This is a genomic window from Acinetobacter lwoffii (assembly GCF_022967985.1).
Classification (GTDB): Bacteria; Pseudomonadota; Gammaproteobacteria; order Pseudomonadales; family Moraxellaceae; genus Acinetobacter.
Genome location: NZ_JALJVC010000025.1, coordinates 37,529 through 56,043, shown reverse-complemented (window position 1 = coordinate 56,043; position 18,515 = coordinate 37,529). Strand labels below are relative to the sequence as shown.

General features: G+C 41.2%; 10 protein-coding genes and 9 pseudogenes. 11 read left to right on the top strand and 8 right to left on the bottom strand.

The features are described from left to right. Nucleotides 1-156 precede the first annotated feature (156 nt). Nucleotides 157-264, top strand: a pseudogene (locus tag MWG72_RS15595) (site-specific integrase); the annotation flags it as partial. A 64-nt stretch (nucleotides 265-328) separates the two neighbouring features. Continuing rightward, nucleotides 329-1,404, top strand: a protein-coding gene (locus MWG72_RS13475; RefSeq protein ID WP_247144260.1) for an IS3 family transposase whose coding sequence is annotated in 2 segments (ribosomal slippage) — nucleotides 329-581 and nucleotides 581-1,404 — 1,077 coding nt in all. Because the reading frame shifts where the segments join, the coding sequence is not laid out codon by codon here. 168 nt (nucleotides 1,405-1,572) lie between these two features. Here the strand turns inward: MWG72_RS13475 and MWG72_RS13470 are convergent. The 4 genes from MWG72_RS13470 to acuR form a co-directional block, all read right to left on the bottom strand. Further along, nucleotides 1,573-4,239 (bottom strand): excinuclease ABC subunit UvrA, encoded by a 2,667-nt coding sequence (locus MWG72_RS13470; protein WP_247144259.1) that lies wholly within the window; start codon nucleotides 4,237-4,239, stop codon nucleotides 1,573-1,575. 42 nt (nucleotides 4,240-4,281) lie between these two features. Further along, complete coding sequence (locus MWG72_RS13465; protein WP_161489514.1) at nucleotides 4,282-4,440, bottom strand: hypothetical protein; 159 nt, start codon at nucleotides 4,438-4,440, stop codon at nucleotides 4,282-4,284. Nucleotides 4,441-4,533: 93 nt separating this feature from the next. Further along, nucleotides 4,534-5,511 carry an acrylyl-CoA reductase (NADPH) gene (gene acuI, locus MWG72_RS13460; protein WP_086044951.1) on the bottom strand — a complete coding sequence of 326 codons (978 nt, stop codon included), beginning with the start codon at nucleotides 5,509-5,511 and terminating at the stop codon, nucleotides 4,534-4,536. Between the two features lie 89 nt (nucleotides 5,512-5,600). Next, nucleotides 5,601-6,236 (bottom strand): acrylate utilization transcriptional regulator AcuR, encoded by a 636-nt coding sequence (gene acuR / locus MWG72_RS13455; protein ID WP_004647830.1) that lies wholly within the window; start codon nucleotides 6,234-6,236, stop codon nucleotides 5,601-5,603. A gap of 303 nt (nucleotides 6,237-6,539) precedes the next feature. Between acuR and MWG72_RS13450 the strand changes: the two are divergent. From MWG72_RS13450 to MWG72_RS13415, 8 genes and pseudogenes are all read left to right on the top strand, one after another. Beyond that, a pseudogene (locus MWG72_RS13450) lies at nucleotides 6,540-6,773 on the top strand (transposase); the annotation flags it as partial. Between the two features lie 114 nt (nucleotides 6,774-6,887). After that, a pseudogene (locus MWG72_RS13445) lies at nucleotides 6,888-7,720 on the top strand (IS982 family transposase). An 8-nt stretch (nucleotides 7,721-7,728) separates the two neighbouring features. Next, nucleotides 7,729-7,850 (top strand): annotated as a pseudogene (locus tag MWG72_RS13440) (IS5/IS1182 family transposase); the annotation flags it as partial. Nucleotides 7,851-7,935: 85 nt separating this feature from the next. Then, complete coding sequence (locus tag MWG72_RS13435) at nucleotides 7,936-9,747, top strand: monovalent cation:proton antiporter-2 (CPA2) family protein (RefSeq protein ID WP_114541431.1); 1,812 nt, start codon at nucleotides 7,936-7,938, stop codon at nucleotides 9,745-9,747. Between the two features lie 118 nt (nucleotides 9,748-9,865). Further along, nucleotides 9,866-10,243, top strand: coding sequence for a transposase (locus MWG72_RS13430; protein ID WP_311771908.1), 378 nt, complete (start codon nucleotides 9,866-9,868; stop codon nucleotides 10,241-10,243). Between the two features lie 10 nt (nucleotides 10,244-10,253). Continuing rightward, nucleotides 10,254-10,643, top strand: a complete 390-nt coding sequence (tnpB, locus tag MWG72_RS13425; RefSeq protein WP_247144257.1) for an IS66 family insertion sequence element accessory protein TnpB — start codon at nucleotides 10,254-10,256, stop codon at nucleotides 10,641-10,643. Nucleotides 10,644-10,803: 160 nt separating this feature from the next. Next, nucleotides 10,804-11,957: pseudogene (gene tnpC, locus MWG72_RS13420) on the top strand (IS66 family transposase). A 31-nt stretch (nucleotides 11,958-11,988) separates the two neighbouring features. Continuing rightward, nucleotides 11,989-12,356 (top strand): annotated as a pseudogene (locus MWG72_RS13415) (HipA domain-containing protein); the annotation flags it as partial. A 29-nt stretch (nucleotides 12,357-12,385) separates the two neighbouring features. Here the strand turns inward: MWG72_RS13415 and MWG72_RS13410 are convergent. From MWG72_RS13410 to fruB, 4 genes and pseudogenes are all read right to left on the bottom strand, one after another. Beyond that, nucleotides 12,386-14,068, bottom strand: coding sequence for a fructose-specific PTS transporter subunit EIIC (locus tag MWG72_RS13410; protein ID WP_247144256.1), 1,683 nt, complete (start codon nucleotides 14,066-14,068; stop codon nucleotides 12,386-12,388). Nucleotides 14,069-14,072: 4 nt separating this feature from the next. Then, the gene (gene pfkB, locus MWG72_RS13405) at nucleotides 14,073-15,005 is read right to left on the bottom strand and encodes a 1-phosphofructokinase (RefSeq protein ID WP_004647820.1); all 933 of its coding nucleotides are present in this window, start codon (nucleotides 15,003-15,005) and stop codon (nucleotides 14,073-14,075) included. 7 nt (nucleotides 15,006-15,012) lie between these two features. Next, a pseudogene (gene ptsP / locus MWG72_RS15635) lies at nucleotides 15,013-16,662 on the bottom strand (phosphoenolpyruvate--protein phosphotransferase); the annotation flags it as partial. An 86-nt stretch (nucleotides 16,663-16,748) separates the two neighbouring features. Further along, nucleotides 16,749-17,877: pseudogene (fruB, locus tag MWG72_RS15630) on the bottom strand (fused PTS fructose transporter subunit IIA/HPr protein); the annotation flags it as partial. Between the two features lie 328 nt (nucleotides 17,878-18,205). Between fruB and MWG72_RS13395 the strand changes: the two are divergent. Next, nucleotides 18,206-18,355 (top strand): annotated as a pseudogene (locus MWG72_RS13395) (VF530 family DNA-binding protein); the annotation flags it as partial. Nucleotides 18,356-18,515: the final 160 nt, after the last annotated feature.

Below are 18,515 nucleotides of genomic sequence, written 5' to 3'. Positions count from 1 at the left end.
TAGCATTTCGTATAATATTGATTATGTTAAATGACTTATACCTGATAATAACTTCATATCTTCTTTTATTAAACGAAAATTCAATAACTTAAATAATTTCAATTTCATTTGTAAAATATAATATGTTGACCTCAAGAATACTTCATAAACTTTACTATGTTTGCTTTAAAAACACTTCATTTGGAAAAGAAAGTTTCAAACGAAAATCAAATTATTCTTTTGTTTGATCTGGATTCATCATGTCCATGTTTGTACCCAGTAATCCCTCCTAAAAACAATAGGACCTAAAAGTAGAATTTTCTCTTAAAGTATAGGCAGGAGATTCTGCATGAAAACATCTAAATTTACTGACAGTCAGATCATGTCCATTTTGAAACAGGGGGAGTCTGGCACACCTGTAGCCGCCCTTTGTCGTGAACACGGTATGAGTAATGCGACCTTCTATAAATGGCGTGCCAAATATGGCGGTATGGATACATCATTAATGGCAAAACTCAAAGAACTGGAAGCAGAAAATACCAGACTTAAAAAGATGTATGCTGAGGAACGCTTAAATGCAGAGATCATTCAGGAAGCGATGGCAAAAAAGTGGTGAGGCCATCTTGCCGACGTAAGATGCCACAACAGGCAGTTGCCCACTATGCGATTAGCATTCGTTTGGCTTGCCGAGCATTTAGTATCAGTGAAACCTGCTACCGTTATCAATCCAAGTTAAACGATGACAATACATTAATTGCAGAACAGCTCATTGAGCTCACTGAAGAAAATACAGATTGGGGTTTTGGTCTGTGTTTCTCTTATCTACGTCATGTTGAAAACCATGTTTGGAATCATAAACGTGTTTATCGCATTTACTGTGAGTCAGCACTGAATCTGCGCATTAAACCGAGAAGAAGACTAAAACGGCATGCACCAGAACCACTGAAAGAGCCGATCCGGGCAAATCAGGTCTGGTCACTGGATTTTATGCATGACCAGCTGATCGATAGTCGTAAGTTCCGATTGTTGAATGTGATTGATGATTACCGTCGAGAAGGTTTGACTATTGAAGCAGAATTCTCATTACCCACGATCAGGGTTATTCACACATTGAATCAGTTATTGGAATGGCGAGAAAAACCGTTAGTTATTCGGTGTGACAATGGCCCGGAGTTTATCAGTCACGAATTTGTACGCTGGGCAACTGAACAAGGTATTCGTATTGAATATATTCAACCAGGTAAACCACAGCAGAATGCGTATATTGAACGCTATAATCGGACTATACGTTATAGTTGGCTGAGCAAACATTTATTTGATACTTTGGATGAAGTACAAGATTATGCAACAAACTGGCTGTGGCATTACAACCATGAAAGACCACACCAAGCAAACAAAGGAAGGCCACCTCTAATGGCTGCTTAACCTCTACTTTTAACTTCAGTTATTTATGGGAGGATTACCGTTTGTGCAACAAAGCCCTTAGTTGAAAAAAACTTTTAGATTTCATGCTCACACACCACCTAAAACGAAAAATATCTAATTGATTTTACAGGCTTTTAATTTAAGGTTTTATTCTACCCACTCGCAATATCAAAGTTTAGTATCACGACTCACTAACTCATTAACTAAATATGGAGCAGTACGGCTATCTTGATTTTCTGTTATTTGTTTTGGTGTTCCTGCCACAACAATATTCCCACCAGCATTTCCAGCACCTGGTCCCACATCAATCACCCAATCTGCTTGTGCAACGGCACGCATATCATGCTCAATCATAACCACGGTATTACCCGCATCGACTAATCGCTGCAATTGAACTAACAATCGATCTACATCTGATGGATGCAAACCTGTAGTTGGCTCATCAAGTATATACAGTGTATTTCCACGCTGATTGCGTTGCAGCTCGGTCGCCAATTTAATACGTTGCGCTTCTCCACCAGATAGTTCAGTCGCTGGTTGCCCTAAACGTAAATAACCAAGGCCAATTTCCTTTAATAATTGTAGTGAACGAGCAATCGAGACCTCTCCATCAAAAAAATCACGTGCTTCATTGACGGTCATTCCTAATACTTCAGCAATATTACGTCCATTCCAGCGAATTTTCAGAGTGTCATCATTATATCGAGCACCATGACATGTCGGACAAGGGGCATATACACTTGGCATAAACAATAACTCTACACTGACAAAGCCTTCACCTTCACAAGTTTCACATCGCCCTTTAGCCACATTAAACGAAAAACGTCCAGCATCATAATGAGCTTGGCGAGCTTCAGGAGTCCCAGCAAATAACTTTCTAACATGATCAAATAAACCCGTATAAGTTGCCAGATTAGAACGTGGAGTACGGCCAATTGGTTTTTGATCAACCTGTACCAGACGCTGTATAGCCTCCACATCACCAGCCAGAGAACCCTGTGTAACCTCGTTAACCAACATTCCTTCATTTAAAGGATTATTTTCATTATTGTTTTCAGTTTCAGACTCATTGCCTAAATATGAAAGTACTAACTCGGGTAAAGCTTGAGAAACGAGACTAGATTTACCTGAACCTGAAATACCTGTAACTGCTGTAAGTACACCAAGAGGTATACGAGCATCAATATTATGCAGGTTATGTCGGTAAATATTGTTAAGTTCAAGCCAACCAGAGGGTGTACGTCCATAACTTTGAGTAACTGGGATTTTATTAAATAAATAACTTGCAGTACGTGAAGCTGAAATCTCACTTAAACCCTGAGGTACTCCACTATATAAAATATTACCACCTTGCTCTCCTGCATCTGGTCCAACATCCACTAACCATTGAGCACGACGCATGAGCTCTAAATCATGCTCTACAACAAATACGGAGTTTCCAGCGTCTCTTAATTTATCGAGAGAATCATATAATGACTGACTATCTGAAGGATGTAATCCAGCAGACGGTTCATCCAGTACATAAACTACACCAAATAGCATAGAACTTAATTGTGTTGCTAAACGCAAACGTTGTAACTCTCCCGCTGAAAGAGTCGGTGTGGCTCTATCTAATGTTAGATAACCAAGACCTAACTGGCGTAATTGATTTAAACGCCCCACCACACCATTTGCTAAACGCTGGGCAGCAATTTTCTTTTCATCTGAAAGTGCTGACGTACGTCTTACATCTGGAGATACAGAATGCACTGCTCTACCTGTTGTTGCTCGTTCAGATCTATCAAGTTGGGTTACTTTATTATTAGTCTTTTCTCCAGCATCATGAGCGTCGAAATTGCCAAGAACAATGGGCTCAAGCAGGCAAGTTAACTTATCCAAAGAAAGTTGCATAAACTCACCAATATCTACTCCAGCAAAGGTAATAGATAAGGCTTCTGGTTTAAGGCGTTTACCATGACAGGAAGGGCATATTTTTCCTTCCATAAAACGTGAAACACGTTTTTTCATCAACGTACTTTGGGTATTAGCAAAAGTATGAAGGACATAGCGACGAGCACCAGTGAAAGTGCCCATATAGCTGGGTTCTAGTTTACGTTTAAGTGCAGATTGAGTCTCAGCGGGGCTTAAACCAGCATAGACAGGAACTGTTGGGGTTTCTTCAGTAAATAAAATCCAGTCTCTATCCGATTGCGGTAAATCTTTCCATGGTCGATCAACATCATACCCTAGGGTTACTAGGATATCGCGTAAGTTTTGCCCGTGCCAAGCAGGTGGCCATGATGCGATAGCTCTCTCACGAATACTGAGTGTTGGGTCAGGAACCATTGTCGATTCTGTAACTTCATAAATGTGACCTAAACCATGACAGGTAGGACAAGCACCTTGAGGAGTGTTCGGTGAAAAGTCCTCGGCATATAACATTGGCTGATCGGCAGGATATGCACCAGCACGCGAATAAATCATTCGCACGAGACTTGATAAAGTTGTTACACTTCCAACAGAAGAACGGGTATTACTTGCACCACGTTGTTGTTGCAATGCTACTGCTGGTGGTAGACCATCAATAGCATCAACATCTGGTACTCCGGCCTGATCTATTAAGCGTCTTGCATAAGGTGCAACAGATTCGAAATATCTTCTTTGTGCTTCAGCAAAAATAGTTCCAAAAGCAAGTGATGATTTTCCTGAACCCGATACACCTGAGAAAACAACAAGTGCATTTCTTGGGATAGAAACATCTACATCCTTAAGGTTATGCTCACGTGCACCTCGAACTTCAATACAATTATTAGATAAAGTAATGTTATTGTGTTCACCAAAAGAATGTATTTTCATGTTTCTACGAGCCTGTAAATTATTTTGTGTAAGTCCCATTTTTTATAAATGATCTTTTAATCGATCATCGAACTGAATCGTAAAACAATTCATTGCTAAACTAATACATTTAAATATGGCTGTCATTTGGTTTAAATCTTCAGGAGTTTTTAAACCTTTAGCTAATTCAGCTGCCATACTTTTGATTGTAGCTTCATCCATGTGAAGTACCTCTTTTTATTATCCTCAGTAGGATAAATGAAAATTAAGTACTTACACAAAATTTAGAACAGTCCCACAACTCATTTTGTTGAACTATATCTGTACAACAACTCTACCTCGAATTTTTCCATCTAAAATTTCATTTGAAATATTTAAAGCATCTGTTAACTGAATTTCAGTCGTAACTTTTTCTAATTTTGTTTGATCTAATTCTGTAGCTAAACGTTCCCATGCTTCTTTTCTTAATTCGATTGGTGCCATCACGCTATCAATTCCATATAAGGTAATCCCTCTTAGAATAAATGGAGCAACTGTTGCTGGAAAATCCATTCCGCCTGCCAAACCACACGCAGCAACTGCACCACGATATTTTGTACTAGCACATGCATTCGCTAAAGTATGGCTACCAACAGTATCAATCACGCCAGCCCAAACTTCTTTGTTTAATGGCTTTCCTGGGGAAGATAATTCAATACGATCAATAATTTCACTCGCACCTAGATAGGTTAAATATTCTGACTCTTGAGGTCGACCAGTTGAAGCTGTAATCTCATAACCAAGATGATTCAAAATAATAATGGCAATACTACCTACTCCACCATTTGCACCTGTCACTAAAATTTTTCCATCACTTGGTTTAATACCATGTTTTTGTAAAGCCATGACACACAACATTGCGGTATAACCTGCTGTACCAATAACCATCGTATCTTTAAAAGAAAAAGCAGAAGGTTTTTGTATGAGCCAATCACCAGAAACAGTGACTTGCTCGGCTAGCCCTCCAAAATACTTCTCACCCACTCCCCAACCATTCAGTAGAACTTCATCTCTTTCTTTCCATGCTGGATGTTTTGATTCAATCACAACACCCGAAAAATCGATGCCTGGGGTCAAAGGAAAACTACGCACCACTGGTGAACGCCCAGTAATGGCTAAAGCATCTTTATAATTGAGTGTTGAATATTTGACTTCGACTCTAACTTCTCCTTCTTGTAAAGGCTTTGATGCAATCTCAGTAATTTGTGATGTGTAACCTGCTTCATCTTTAGTAATTACAATACCTTTGTACATAGAACTTCCTCTCCATTTAATTAGACTGCTTGTCTAGAATTAATTAAAAAATAAATACAGACGTCTGCATTTATTTTTTAATTAACTTTTTACGTGATTTGTTGTTTTACAGCTAAAGTAAACAAGCGATAAAATGCATCTAAGGGACTTGTTGATTTGACCAAACGTGCTCTTAGAACTGCACCTTCCCACCCAATCCAAAACTGATAAGCAGCTTCATCGCAATCAGCTAGGCTATATTGTGAATTTGACTGATGTAGGCAATCAGAAACTAATTTCTCCCATACCTTAAAGATATTTTCGATTCGGGCAATGATTTCTTGTGGTAAATACGACACTTCTTGTCCTAAGTTACCTAAAATACAACCTCGTTTAAAATCATATTTTTGCATTTTTTCACCCGCATCTTTTACAAAATTTTGCAGCTTTTCTAGTGGGGAAAGATCAGTTTGACTTAAAAACTTATTCAATCGCTTCACAAAATAAAGTTCATAAGCATCTAAGACTTCTAAAATAAAAGCCTCTTTATTTACAAAATAATGGTAGAAAGACCCTTTAGGAACTTGGACTGATTTCATGAGATCGTCCAAGCTCATAGCATTCATTCCACGTTCGGTCAGTAACTCGATACCTCGGTGGATTAAAACTTCTTTAGTGTCTGCATAGTTACAGCCGTGTTTGGTTGGTCGACCACGTGGTCTTTTGGGTGAGGAAGAATAATTCATATAATAAAAATAGACTATGTGACTAGAAATAACAACAATAAGATTATTTGATTGAAAATTTTATCTAAACGTCATCTAGTTCTCTTTTTTCACAGTACTTAGTCATTCATATAAATGCTCTTAAAAATCCTATAAGTTTATGAACTAATTTTTTATAAATTTCTATTATTTTTCTTCAAAATATTGAAATTAATAAATATATTGTAAAAATAATTTATAAACTAGATTTTAGGTAAACATAAGTTAAATAGAAAATTTTTAGTTAAATAAGGCTCTGTTGCACAAACTTACCACTGGAGGCTTCTTAGCTATCAAAAAAGTCGCGATAGTCTCCATCTACTCATTGACCCTACTGGCTTGAGGTTTTTAGGAGAAGGTGAATGAAAACGTAAAAAACATCAGTCTGAATATCGATGACAATAGCGTAAACTTCACATAGGTATAATAGATGCTGAAACACTGCAAAAACTTGCAGCTCAGCTCACAACCAATAATGTCAGTGACTCACAGGTGTTTGGTGATGGATTGGATAGCATAAAAAAATAATTAATATATTTCAATATATTAAACCCAAATCTCAACTTTTTAAGTGATTGAAATAAAAAGGACATAACCCTATTTTAGTTTCCACCAAGAAATTAAAGCAAAGTTATGTCCATTGAAGAATTTATCATTTTTGTCTATGTAATCATAGAACAGCTTTATCCCATTGTTGTTATTCAGCCTCTGAGAACTCGTGGTTTTCCGCCTGCTGTTACTGATGTAGAAATCATCACTATGCAAATAGTAGGTGAATTTCTTGTTTTAGATACAGACAAAAATATTTGGATGTATTTCAAAAACAATTGGTTAGAATGGTTTCCAAAATTAGGATCTTATCCCAATTTCTGTAAACATTGTGCAAACCTGTGGCATGTCAGTCAATCCATTATGGCACAGCTCATTCAGCGTTATGGTTCAGATAACATTCACTTTATTGATGGCTTCCCACTCCCTGTCTGTAGTTATACCAGAGCTAGAAAGCATAAAAACTTGATGGTTTCAAAGCTCATATCGTCATTAATCTTTCAGGCATGATTACGGGTTATACCTTTGCACCTGCTCATTGTGATGAGCGAGATGTTGCACCTGAAATCACGAATGATATTTACGGTTTACTGGGAGCAGATAAGGGCTATTTAAAACCAGAATTGAAACGATATTATGAATATCAGGGTATTGATTTACAAACACCCTTTAGAAAAAACATGATAGATTTCAGACCTAAAGAGACAATGCAAATAATGATGAAAGCCCGAAGAAAGATTGAAACAGTGATTGGTCAATTAACAGATCGCTTTCACATTCAGAAAGTGAGGGCAAAAGATCTATGGCATTTAACCCACCGCATAACTCGTAAAATTCTGTCGCATACAATTTGTGTGGTGCTAAATAAAAAGCTTGGTCATTCACCAATTCAATTCGAAAATCTTATTTTAAGTTGAGATTGGCGTATTTATATAAAATTAGATACTTAGTTGAGAACGCATTTATAGGTTAAAGCAGTTCAGAGGAATAGCAACACCATATGATAAGCTACTGAGTAGCTATGAGGATGCAGTTGCATTAGCTTGAAGCCTGTATATATATTTGGCTACCTTTATCGGGTAAATTCTATACTTGAAATGTCAACAGACCCCATACAAAATCTGAGAAATATATGAGTGCAGAAGCCACATCTATCAGCCTTCTATCCCCTGTCATATTGCTCACGGCTGCAGTGATCGCAGTCCCCTTAATCAAGCGCCTAGGATTAAGCTCGGTATTGGGATATTTAATTGCAGGATTAATTATTGGTCCATTTGGACTAGCATTTTTCTACGATTCTGCGTCTATTCTGCATATTGCTGAGCTTGGTATTGTGATGTATCTGTTTGTGATTGGACTAGAAATGCGTCCATCGTATTTATGGAGTTTAAGAAAAGAAATTTTTGGATTAGGCGCATTACAGATTAGTGCCTGTTCATTGGGGTTAACGGCGGTAGGCTTGGTCTATGGCTATTCTTGGCAAGTGAGTTTTGTATGTGCTGCAGGCTTTGTACTCACCTCGACTGCAATTGTTATGCAACTTTTGGGAGATCGTGGAGACATTGCTCAACCACGAGGACAGAAAATTGTCTCGATCCTGCTGTTTGAAGACTTGTTGATTGTCCCTTTATTGGCAATTGTTGCTTTTATCGCACCGAATCATGTTGTTGAAAGTACTTCTACGCGTTTGCAGAGCATCGGAATTGGTTTAATTTCAATTGCAGGTTTAATCGCTGCAGGCTATTGGTTGCTTAATCCTTTATTTCGCTTATTAGCCGTAGCCAAAGCCCGTGAAGTCATGACTGCAGCAGCACTCTTAGTGGTACTCGGCGCAGCATTACTGATGCAAGTCAGTGGCTTATCGATGGCAATGGGGGCTTTCCTTGCAGGGGTATTACTCTCCGAATCCACTTTTCGCCATCAGATTGAAGCAGATATTGAACCGTTTCGTGGCATATTGCTCGGATTATTTTTTCTAGGTGTAGGCATGTCACTAGACCTTAACGTCGTAAAAAATAACTGGGTGTTAATCTTAAGTGCTGTACTTCTGCTGATGTTTGTCAAAGCATCCATGATTTACCTAATTGCACGCATGACCAAAAGTTCACACTCCGAAGCACTCGATCGCGCATTACTGATGGCTCAAGGGGGCGAGTTTGCTTTTGTACTCTTTGCTGCCGCCATGAGTGCTCAAATCATTAGTGCTGTTGAAAGCTCAAACCTGACTGCGATTGTAGTCTTGTCGATGATTTTGACCCCGATTATAGGCATTCTATTTAAACCTTTTACCCAAACTACAGAACAAACTTCTTTAGAAAATATCCGTATTGCCGAAGGACTTTCTGGAAAAGTATTGATGATTGGTTTCGGTCGTTTTGGACAAGTCTCCAGTCAATTACTGCTTGCTCGAGGGATTGATGTGACCATCATTGATAATGATATCGACATGATTCAAAACGCTGAAAGATTTGGATTTAAAATTTACTATGGCGATGGTTCTCGTTTAGATATTTTACATGCCTCAGGAGCAGATACGGCTGAGGCAATTGTTGTTTGCGTAGACCACAAAGAAACGACGAATAAGATTGTAGAGTTGGTGCAACATGAATTTCCTTTAACCAAGTTACTGGTTCGCTCTTATGACCGTGAGCATGCGCTGCATTTAGCAAAACAAAATGTGGATTACATGATTCGAGAAACCTTCGAGTCGGCAATGCTATTTGGCGGTGCGATTTTAGAAGAATTGGGTGTTGACCAGAGTGATGTTGAAGAAATTAGCCAAGAAATCCGAGAACGAGACAAAGAACGTTTTGAAACCGAAGTTGCAGCAGATGATGTCTATGCCGGTATCGGCTTGCAATACACAGGACCGCGTCCGACTGCACCTTTAATTACACCAAAGCACACAGGGCAAATTCTGAATGAAGATGACACTCATCAATAATTTCACGTATTAAGCCCAAATAAAAAGAGGTCTCTGTAGATCTCTTTTTCGGTAAGCATCCGCTGAACCCCACTTTTCTTATTTTCTCAATATACCAATAGTGCCCATTATTTATTAAATGGACATTATGTTTATGGCCTTAGACACTTTTATAGACACTGAACAAACGACAGAAAGAGCCCGCAGAATCTTCGCAACTGATTTTAAACAGCACTTGGTCGAGCTTTGCCTGCAGCCAAATACATCAGTGGCTAAGGTCACAATGCAACATCAGATCAATGCCAATCTATTACATAAATGGATTCGTCAGTCCAGATCAATGGTTCCATCATTCACAACCCCTTCCATTCCACAGACCGACTTTCTTCCCGTCATTCTTCACCCGACACCAGAGTCAAACAAGAAGCACCGCCGCCACCTGAACCGGAAAAGAATGCTGTCGCTCATATCAGAATTCCACTGCATCAGAAACAATGCTCCGCAAGAGATCAGGTGATCGAAATAGAATGGCCAGTGGAATCGGCCAAGGAGTTGCTGCTTTTACTTCAGGGCTTGATCAAATGATCCGCATTGATGAAATCTGGCTTTCTACCCAACCTCTGGATATGCGAGCAGGTATGGATACTGTCATGGCTCAGGTGCTGAGAGCCTTTGGCTATATCAAACCGCATTGTGCTTATCTGTTCTGTAATAAGCGTGGCCGTCGCATGAAAGTGCTGGTGCGTGATGGGCTGGGCATCTGGCTATGTGCCCGACGGCTGGAACAGGGAAAATTCCACTGGGCTAAAGTTCACCAAGATGAAACCGTGACCCTCAGCCCGGAGCAGTTACAAGCACTGATCCACGGTTTAACTTGGCAAAGAATCGGTCTGCAGCAAGTGGTAACAATGCTCTAAATCGAACTCATCCATTCTGCTATTCTCCAAACATGATCTCAACCATACTGCAGTCATGAAAATGCTGCCTGATTTAAACCAACTGACCCATGAACACCTGCTGGAATTTATCCGACAGTTGGCGCTGCAGCATCAGTCTTTAGCATAATCAAAACAACAACTGGAACAATCAAATCAGCAATTAGATTCTAAAGTTAAATCTCTCTCTAGTCTCAATCAAAAATACGAGCATGAACTTTTGCAGTTTAAACGGCATAAGTTCGCCCAGAAGAATGAATACTTAACGGCCAAACAAATCCACCTCTGGGATGAAGCGGTTGAAGAAGATATTGCCGCGGTTGATCTGGAACTGGAACGGCTGAATGCAGCTAAAACCGATGCAGCGACACAGAAAGCCCCAGCCAACAAACCTAAACGTCGACCGCTACCTGATCATCTACTCACTCTGCGTATTGAGCACGAACCTGCCTCAACGCAATGCAGCTGTGACAGCTTGTACTGCAGCAACAGGTGCTGCATGCCAATGAAACACCGGTCACCATCATGCAGATGGGTGAGAATGAGAAAAAACCGAAGAAAGGTTATGTCTGGGCCTATGCCACCACACAGTACAATCTACTTCAGGCGGTGATCTATGACTTTCAGGATAAGCATGCTGAAGAGTTCCTGAAAGACTGGCAAGGCCATCTGGTCTGTGATGATTATGGTGGTTATAAAGCACGCTTTAAATCAGGCCAGATCATTGAGGTGGGCTGCATGGCCCATGCACATCTTAAATTCCATGAACTGCATGTGACCGGGAAAAGTCAGGTCGCTGAACAAGCATTAGTGATGATTCAGAAACTGTATGCCATAGAAGCAGAACTCAGGAAAAAGACCGATGGTACAGCGCAACACCGTCGCGAATACCGACAACAACATAGCCAATCGGTGATGCAACAACTATATGAATGGCTCAACCAACATTATCTGACGGTGCCGTCGAGTTCTCCAATCGCCAAGGCGATCAATTACACTCTGAAGCGTTGGCCAGCTTTAAGTCGCTATTTGGATGATGGCAATCTACCGATTTGCAACAATTGGGTCGAAAATCAAATGCGTCCCTGGGCATTGGGACGCAAGGACTGGTTGTTTGCTGGCTCGCTACGCAGTGGTCAGCGAGCTGCGAATGTCATGACCCTGATTCAGTCAGCAAAGCTGAATGGGCTAGATCCGTATGCCTATTTAAATGATGTGCTGAAAAGGTTGCCGACACATAAAGTGACCCAGATTGAAGAATTACTGCCACACCGCTGGAAACCCAACTCAAATTAAAAAATAGCGATGGGGTTCAGCGGACGCTTACGCTGTTTTCAATGTAGTATTCAATAATCGAGATGATCATTGCAAAAACTTTTCATTTCTGATGTCCCAAAATGGGCAATGGAAACTCGCCCCTGCCTATGATGTTACTTTCTGTGAAGGACCAGGGGGATATCATCAAATGGATATCATGGGTAAGGCACTGGATATTCCTCGACAAGCTCTTGTGAAACTTGGTACTCAGGAAGCGGAACTTTGTGTCCAAGAAGTCGATGAAATTATTGGCTCGATTTGTAAGGTTGCAATCCGATTCAGCAATATCGCTCATGACCTATTACCTGGACAAATTCAAGCAGAGACTCTCCAACTGGTCCAAAATAGGATTGAGCAAATATTCATTTATTGCACTAAATAGCTTTCACAAAGCTTCTATGAAGGGCTTATTCTAACCGTTGTTTTATCACGGCATAAGCTACACCAGTCACCACACTTCCAATCGCAATCGCCAATAAATATTTTAATGGATAATTCATCGCATTCGGAATGATCAGTACCATTACACCGCCATGAGGAGTGACTAGTTCACATTTAAATAATGCAACCAAAGCCCCAGTTACAGCACCACCTGCGATCGCGCATGGAAGCACTCGAATCGGGTCTTTGGCAGCAAACGGAATAGCCCCTTCCGAGATGAAACATAGGCCCAGAACTACAGCAGCCTTCCCTGCATCTTGCTCAGGTTTGGCAAATTTATGCTTTGCCAGAAAAGTTGCAATTGCCATACCCAATGGCGGTACCATACCCGCAGCCATGGTAATCGCCATCGGTCCGTATGTTTGTGACGTAAGTAAGCCCACCGTAAAGGCATAAGCCGCTTTATTTATTGGCCCCCCAACATCAATACACATCATACTCCCAAGGATAATCCCCATGATCATGGCATTGGTCGTCCCCATATTGGCAAGGAAGTGTGTGAGTAATTCAAACAATTGTGCAACAGGCTGTCCAACCACATAAATCATGATTAAACCAACAGCTAAACTGGCCAATAGTGGAATAATCAAAATTGGTTTTAATGCATCTAGGCTACTTGGGAGTTTAAGCTGTTTCGATAAAAATAACGCAATATAACCTGCAATAAAACCTGCAACTAATCCACCGAGAAAGCCTGCCTCTAATTGTGTTGCAAGTAAACCGCCAATCAAACCTGGAGTTAAACCCGGACGATCCGCAATAGAATAAGCAATGTAACCTGCCAGCATAGGTACCATAAGAGTAAATGCTGCAGCACCTATTTGCTTTAAGGATGCGGCAAAGCTTCCTTCAACAGGATTGAGGCCAAACATAAACGAGATGGCAATGATCAAACCACCCGCCACCACCATCGGCAGCATGAAAGACACCCCTGTTAAAAGGTGTTTATAAATTCCAGTTTTTTCTTTGTTTTCATTTTCTGTCTTAGTGGCTGTTTGCTTACCCGTTTCAAGCACTTTGGCTTCAGCAATTGCGTTTGCAAAAGTCTTATCCGTTTGCTTAAGGGCAAATCCTGTACTGCAGCGATATACGCGTTTGCCTACAAAGCGATCTGTATTGACCTCAATATCCGTTGCTAAGATCACCAGATCTGCTTTGGCAATACTTTCTGCCGATAAAACATTTTTAGCCCCAACCGATCCTTGGGTTTCAACATCAATCTGATAACCGTGCTTTACTGCACCTTGTTGTAAGGCTTCGGCCGCCATAAACGTATGCGCAACACCAGTTGGACATGCTGTAATGGCGACAAAGCGTGTAACCCCTACATTGGCTGCAATAGTTTCATCTAAAGCATCTGAATGCTCAAGAACTTGTTGCAAAAGCATGATCGCATCGTGTTGCGCGTTATTCAAACCAATGACTTTCACAACCTTGTCACGCAGTTGAGTCGCATCTGCCGACTTCTGTCCAACAAAAACAACCGTATCAATAACATTTGATAAATCGAGATGCTCAACTGATGTCGCCACATCATTGGAAATACCAAGTGCTGTTGCTGCTTTGGACAGTTTTTTGGCCAAAATCACTGCATTAATCGGCTGCTCGGGACTATGTGGCACAAATAAAATATGTTTTATCTCTTGCATCGTATTAACTCAATGATTGGACTGAGATTTGCGATTTCAAATCTTCAATAACAGCAAAGTCTGGAAGGGCAAACCCAATTTGGGTCACAGCATTGCTCGCAATTGCGGTTGCTGTTTTCAATGTTTCTTCTGGGGAAGTTGAACTCAACAAGCCATGAATCATACCTGCCAGCAAGGAATCTCCCGCACCCACCGTACTTTGGACGGTGACCTTCGGTGCAGTAGCATGCAGGGTTTGCGTGCGGTGAAGCCAGTTCACCCCGTTTTCACCCATCGAGACCACAATATGTTCGATCTGACTATTTAAACTGGCAAAAAGATGCTGCTGTTCTGCAAACGTTTCTGCTGGCAAATGGTAGGTTTCTGTCAACTCATCTGTATTCGGCTTAATCAACCAAGGATGGGCAGCAATTGCTGCTTTCAACGCAACACCACTGGTATCTACTGCGACTTTTTTACCCGCAGACTGTAACCATAGAATCAGTGTCGAAAGCTCTTCTGCAGAAAAACCTTGTGGCAAACTGCCAGCAATCACAATCACATCAACCTCTAAAATCAGTTGAGATAGACGTTCACATAGTTGTTGTTTTGCTGAGGTATCTACAAAAAAGCCCTTGCCATTGATGTCAGTCATCTGACCAGAAGCTTCTGCAACTTTAATGTTTTGTCGTGTTTGACCTGCAACATAAATAAATTGGTTATCAAATTGCTCTTGCTGGATATGATGGTCAAAAATTTGACGGTTTTCTTGCCCCAAAAAGCCACTCACAATCAGTTCATGTCCCAAATCCTTAAGGACCTGTGCCACGTTTAAGCCTTTACCTGCTGCATGGCTTTGGGCCGTTAACTGACGATTGACCTCGCCAACTTTTAGTTGATCCAATTGCACGGTGAGGTCAATTGCAGGATTCAGAGTAATGCTTAATATCTTAGCCATTCGGTAATTACTCCACCAATGCACGTACGGCAGACGCACTGTCACAACTTAAGGCTTGCTGTGCGACCTGTTGGCAATTTATATAGTTCAAACCACGAATTTGCGCCTTCACCAATGGAATACTGGTACTCGACATACTCAACTCATCCACGCCCAAGCCCATCAATACAGGCACAGCTTTTGGATCAGCAGCCAATTCACCACAAATGCCCACCCATTTACCATGCTGATGTGCTGCCCGAACCGTTTGATCAATCAATAGCAAAATACTCGGATGTAAGCCATCAGCTTCAGCAGACAATAGTGGATGACCACGGTCAATCGCCAGAGTATATTGAGTCAAGTCATTGGTTCCAATACTAAAAAAATCAACTTCTTGAGCAAGAATTGGAGCCAACAATGCTGCCGCAGGAACCTCAATCATAATTCCGACTTGTAAGTTTTCACATGGATGCTGTATGCGAACCTCATCTAAAATTGCTTTTGCTGCTCGCCATTCTTCAACCCGCCCAATCATCGGAAACATAATTCTTAATGGGCGATTATCCGCTGCTTTAAGTAAAGCAACCAATTGCTGACGTAACAACTCTGGCTTACGTAAAGTCAGACGAATACCACGTAAGCCCAAGAATGGATTTTCTTCCTTTTCAATAGGCAAATACGGCAAAGGTTTGTCCCCGCCCACATCAAGTGTACGTACCACCAATGGACGACCCGCCAAAGCATCTAACACCACCCGATAATCGGCTTCCTGTGTAGCCTCATCAGGCGCACTGCTGTGTGACATAAAGACCAATTCTGTGCGTAGCAAACCAATTGCTTCTGCCCCATCGGCCACAGCCTGTATCGTAGCGCCCACTTTGCCAATATTGGCTGCGATTTCAACTTGATGTTGATCCAGTGTGATGGCGGGTTCTAAACAATGCTGTTCCGCTTGTTCTCGTAACTCGCGCTGGCGTTGGCGCTCTGCAATGGCATGATCAATCTGACTTTGCTCGGGAGAGACCACATACTCACCAGTATCCCCATTAATTAGCACTGTGGCATGGTTCTCAATATTTAAAACAGCTACACCCGCACCTACGACTGCTGGAATAGCCAGAGCACGTGCCACAATAGCACTATGGGCACTCGCTCCACCAACCGCGGTCAAAATACCTGCAACACGATCTTTATTCAGACGCGCTACATCACTCGGACCAACATCATGCATAATTAAGATATAAGGTTGCTCGGGTTCTGTGACATCGGCCACACCGCACAAAGCAGCCAAAACACGCTCACCAATATCCCTTAAATCAGCCGCACGCTCTGCCAGTAAACGATCGCTAAGTGCAGCCTGTGCGGTAGCAGCCACTTCAATATGATCATGCCAAGCTGCAGCAGCAGACAACCCCTGTTTTAAACCGCGTTGTACACTTTGGAGGAGGTCTGGATCATCCAGCATTTCCAAATGTGCCATGAAGATCTGCTTAATGGCAGTAGATTCAGTATGTGCAATGAATTGACGTAAGCTATTTTTCACCTGATGAAGCGCAATTTCAAGCTTTTCATTCTCAGCTTTAAAACTCTGTCCGCGACGTTCATAACTAAATTCACGTGGCTTCACCACATGTGCAGGACCAAAAGCAAGGCCAGTTGATGCCGCAATACCGCAGCTACCCGTATCGCCATGTGATTCAAAAGGCATTAATTCCAAAGTATTTACGACTGGGTCACTACTGCTGTGCTGATGAGATACAAGATCAACAGCTTCAACCTCTTCTCCTAAGCCCTGTTGAACTGCATCAATAATCTGTTCTAAGCCTGCTACAGCATCAGTATCAGGTTGTGCAATAAAAGTCAGAGTTTGACCACGACGACATCCCATGGCTAATAATTTGGTTAAACTTTTTGCCGAAACGTAAGCCCCCTCATCTACAGCAACGAGAATATCCCCTGCAAATTTCTTAGTCATATTGACCAAGTGTGTCGCGGGACGCGCATGTAGACCATGAGCATTAGCTAAGACAATACGACGAGATGGCCAATCAGGAATCAGTTCAGCACCAATTAACTGCGCCAACTGGTGACTATCTTGCTCTTGGTTGAGGGTATGAACTTGTTCAGTATCAAACAAAATATCCATTAACCGTTGAAACCGTTGCATATCCAGTTGCTCATTACTGGCAATACACACCAAAGTCTTGAGCATTTCCTGCTGATGGCTTAAAACCTGTTCCGCTTTTACCAAACTTACAGCTGGGCTCAAAACATGCTGGTTAGAAGTGATCGACCACACTCCCTCCCCTAAATGAATCATGCTGTTTAGGTTTAAACCCGACAGAAAACCACACTCCACCATTTTTTGCTGTTTCAGCAACTGTGTTGCCTGCCAAATCAAATCTTCTACATCAAGTGCGGGAACTTGAGTGGCGATTAAATTTTCATGCAATGCCAAAGATGCGGGTTGGGCTTGTAATAATGCAATAATTTGCTCTGCGGATTGAGCCTGTTTCACTTGATCAGCGACATCATTAATTAAAGCCCGCGTCAAAATTTGTAAGACTTGCAAATGCTCATCTGATTTCGCAGCAATCACTACTGCTAAATAAATTTTATTTTCACCGTCCCAAACAACTCCTTCAGGAAAGTGCGCCAGACGAATCCCAGTTTTTAAAATAGATTGGCGAGACTGAGGCGTCCCATGCGGAATGGCAATTCCTTGTCCTAAATACGTTGCACTTTGTTGTTCACGCCCGGTCAACCCATGAATATAATCAGGTGTAACCAATTGGTCTTCGACCAAGATATCGACTAGACATTGCAACGCTTGTGCTTTATCAGTGGCGTGTTGTTTCATTCGAATATGTTGTATATCTAGCGCGAGCATAAAGCGTCCTTGCAAAATAGCATAGTGAAAAGCTATGCCTTTTTACTGGAGAAAAAATAAAAGTCGAATTCTACTCAGGATTTACACAAAAATCTGTATATTTTGATTTTATCTTGATAATCATTATTACGACGCAATTAAGAAACGACGAGATTCTCCAAAGCCCAGTGTTGCGATAGTTGGGTTTAGTTCTAATTGAACCGCTCTATCTCTGATTTCAGGGGTATATTTAGGTTTTTCATCGGATCACTACGCTTCGCTACGTCTTGCGAAGCAATGCGTCTCATCTCAGAAAGTTTGGTCTCCGACAAACCCGGTACGGTTCAGTTTAAGTCGTAAAATTGAAGTTAGATGTTTTTGCATAGATCCAAGTGTTAAATCATCATTGCGATTCTTGCGTACCACACCCTAGGCACGTGAAAAAGTAGAAAGCTTATATTTGTACGTGTTACGTCAAAAAGCAAAACAGAAACCGTAGCCCCAGGCAACACCCCTCTCATCATAAAATTATACCAGTCAGTAAAATACCTTTAGATTAAGCATATGTATGTTGGTTATTATTGTTGATTATCACAATAAATTAGTGCCCAAAAATCAAATTACCCCACCCTACATTAAATTACACCACACAAAATAAA

What these genes read in the sequence shown, in the direction of transcription:
- acuI (WP_086044951.1), bottom strand. Translation starts at nt 5,511, where the DNA reads ATGTACAAAGGTATTGTAATTACTAAAGATGAAGCAGGTTACACATCA.
- MWG72_RS13430 (WP_311771908.1), top strand. Translation starts at nt 9,866, where the DNA reads ATGGACATTATGTTTATGGCCTTAGACACTTTTATAGACACTGAACAA.
- acuR (WP_004647830.1), bottom strand. Translation starts at nt 6,236, where the DNA reads ATGAATTATTCTTCCTCACCCAAAAGACCACGTGGTCGACCAACCAAA.
- MWG72_RS13410 (WP_247144256.1), bottom strand. Translation starts at nt 14,068, where the DNA reads ATGCAAGAGATAAAACATATTTTATTTGTGCCACATAGTCCCGAGCAG.
- MWG72_RS13470 (WP_247144259.1), bottom strand. Translation starts at nt 4,239, where the DNA reads ATGAAAATACATTCTTTTGGTGAACACAATAACATTACTTTATCTAAT.
- pfkB (WP_004647820.1), bottom strand. Translation starts at nt 15,005, where the DNA reads ATGGCTAAGATATTAAGCATTACTCTGAATCCTGCAATTGACCTCACC.
- MWG72_RS13435 (WP_114541431.1), top strand. Translation starts at nt 7,936, where the DNA reads ATGAGTGCAGAAGCCACATCTATCAGCCTTCTATCCCCTGTCATATTG.
- tnpB (WP_247144257.1), top strand. Translation starts at nt 10,254, where the DNA reads ATGGCCAGTGGAATCGGCCAAGGAGTTGCTGCTTTTACTTCAGGGCTT.
- MWG72_RS13465 (WP_161489514.1), bottom strand. Translation starts at nt 4,440, where the DNA reads ATGGATGAAGCTACAATCAAAAGTATGGCAGCTGAATTAGCTAAAGGT.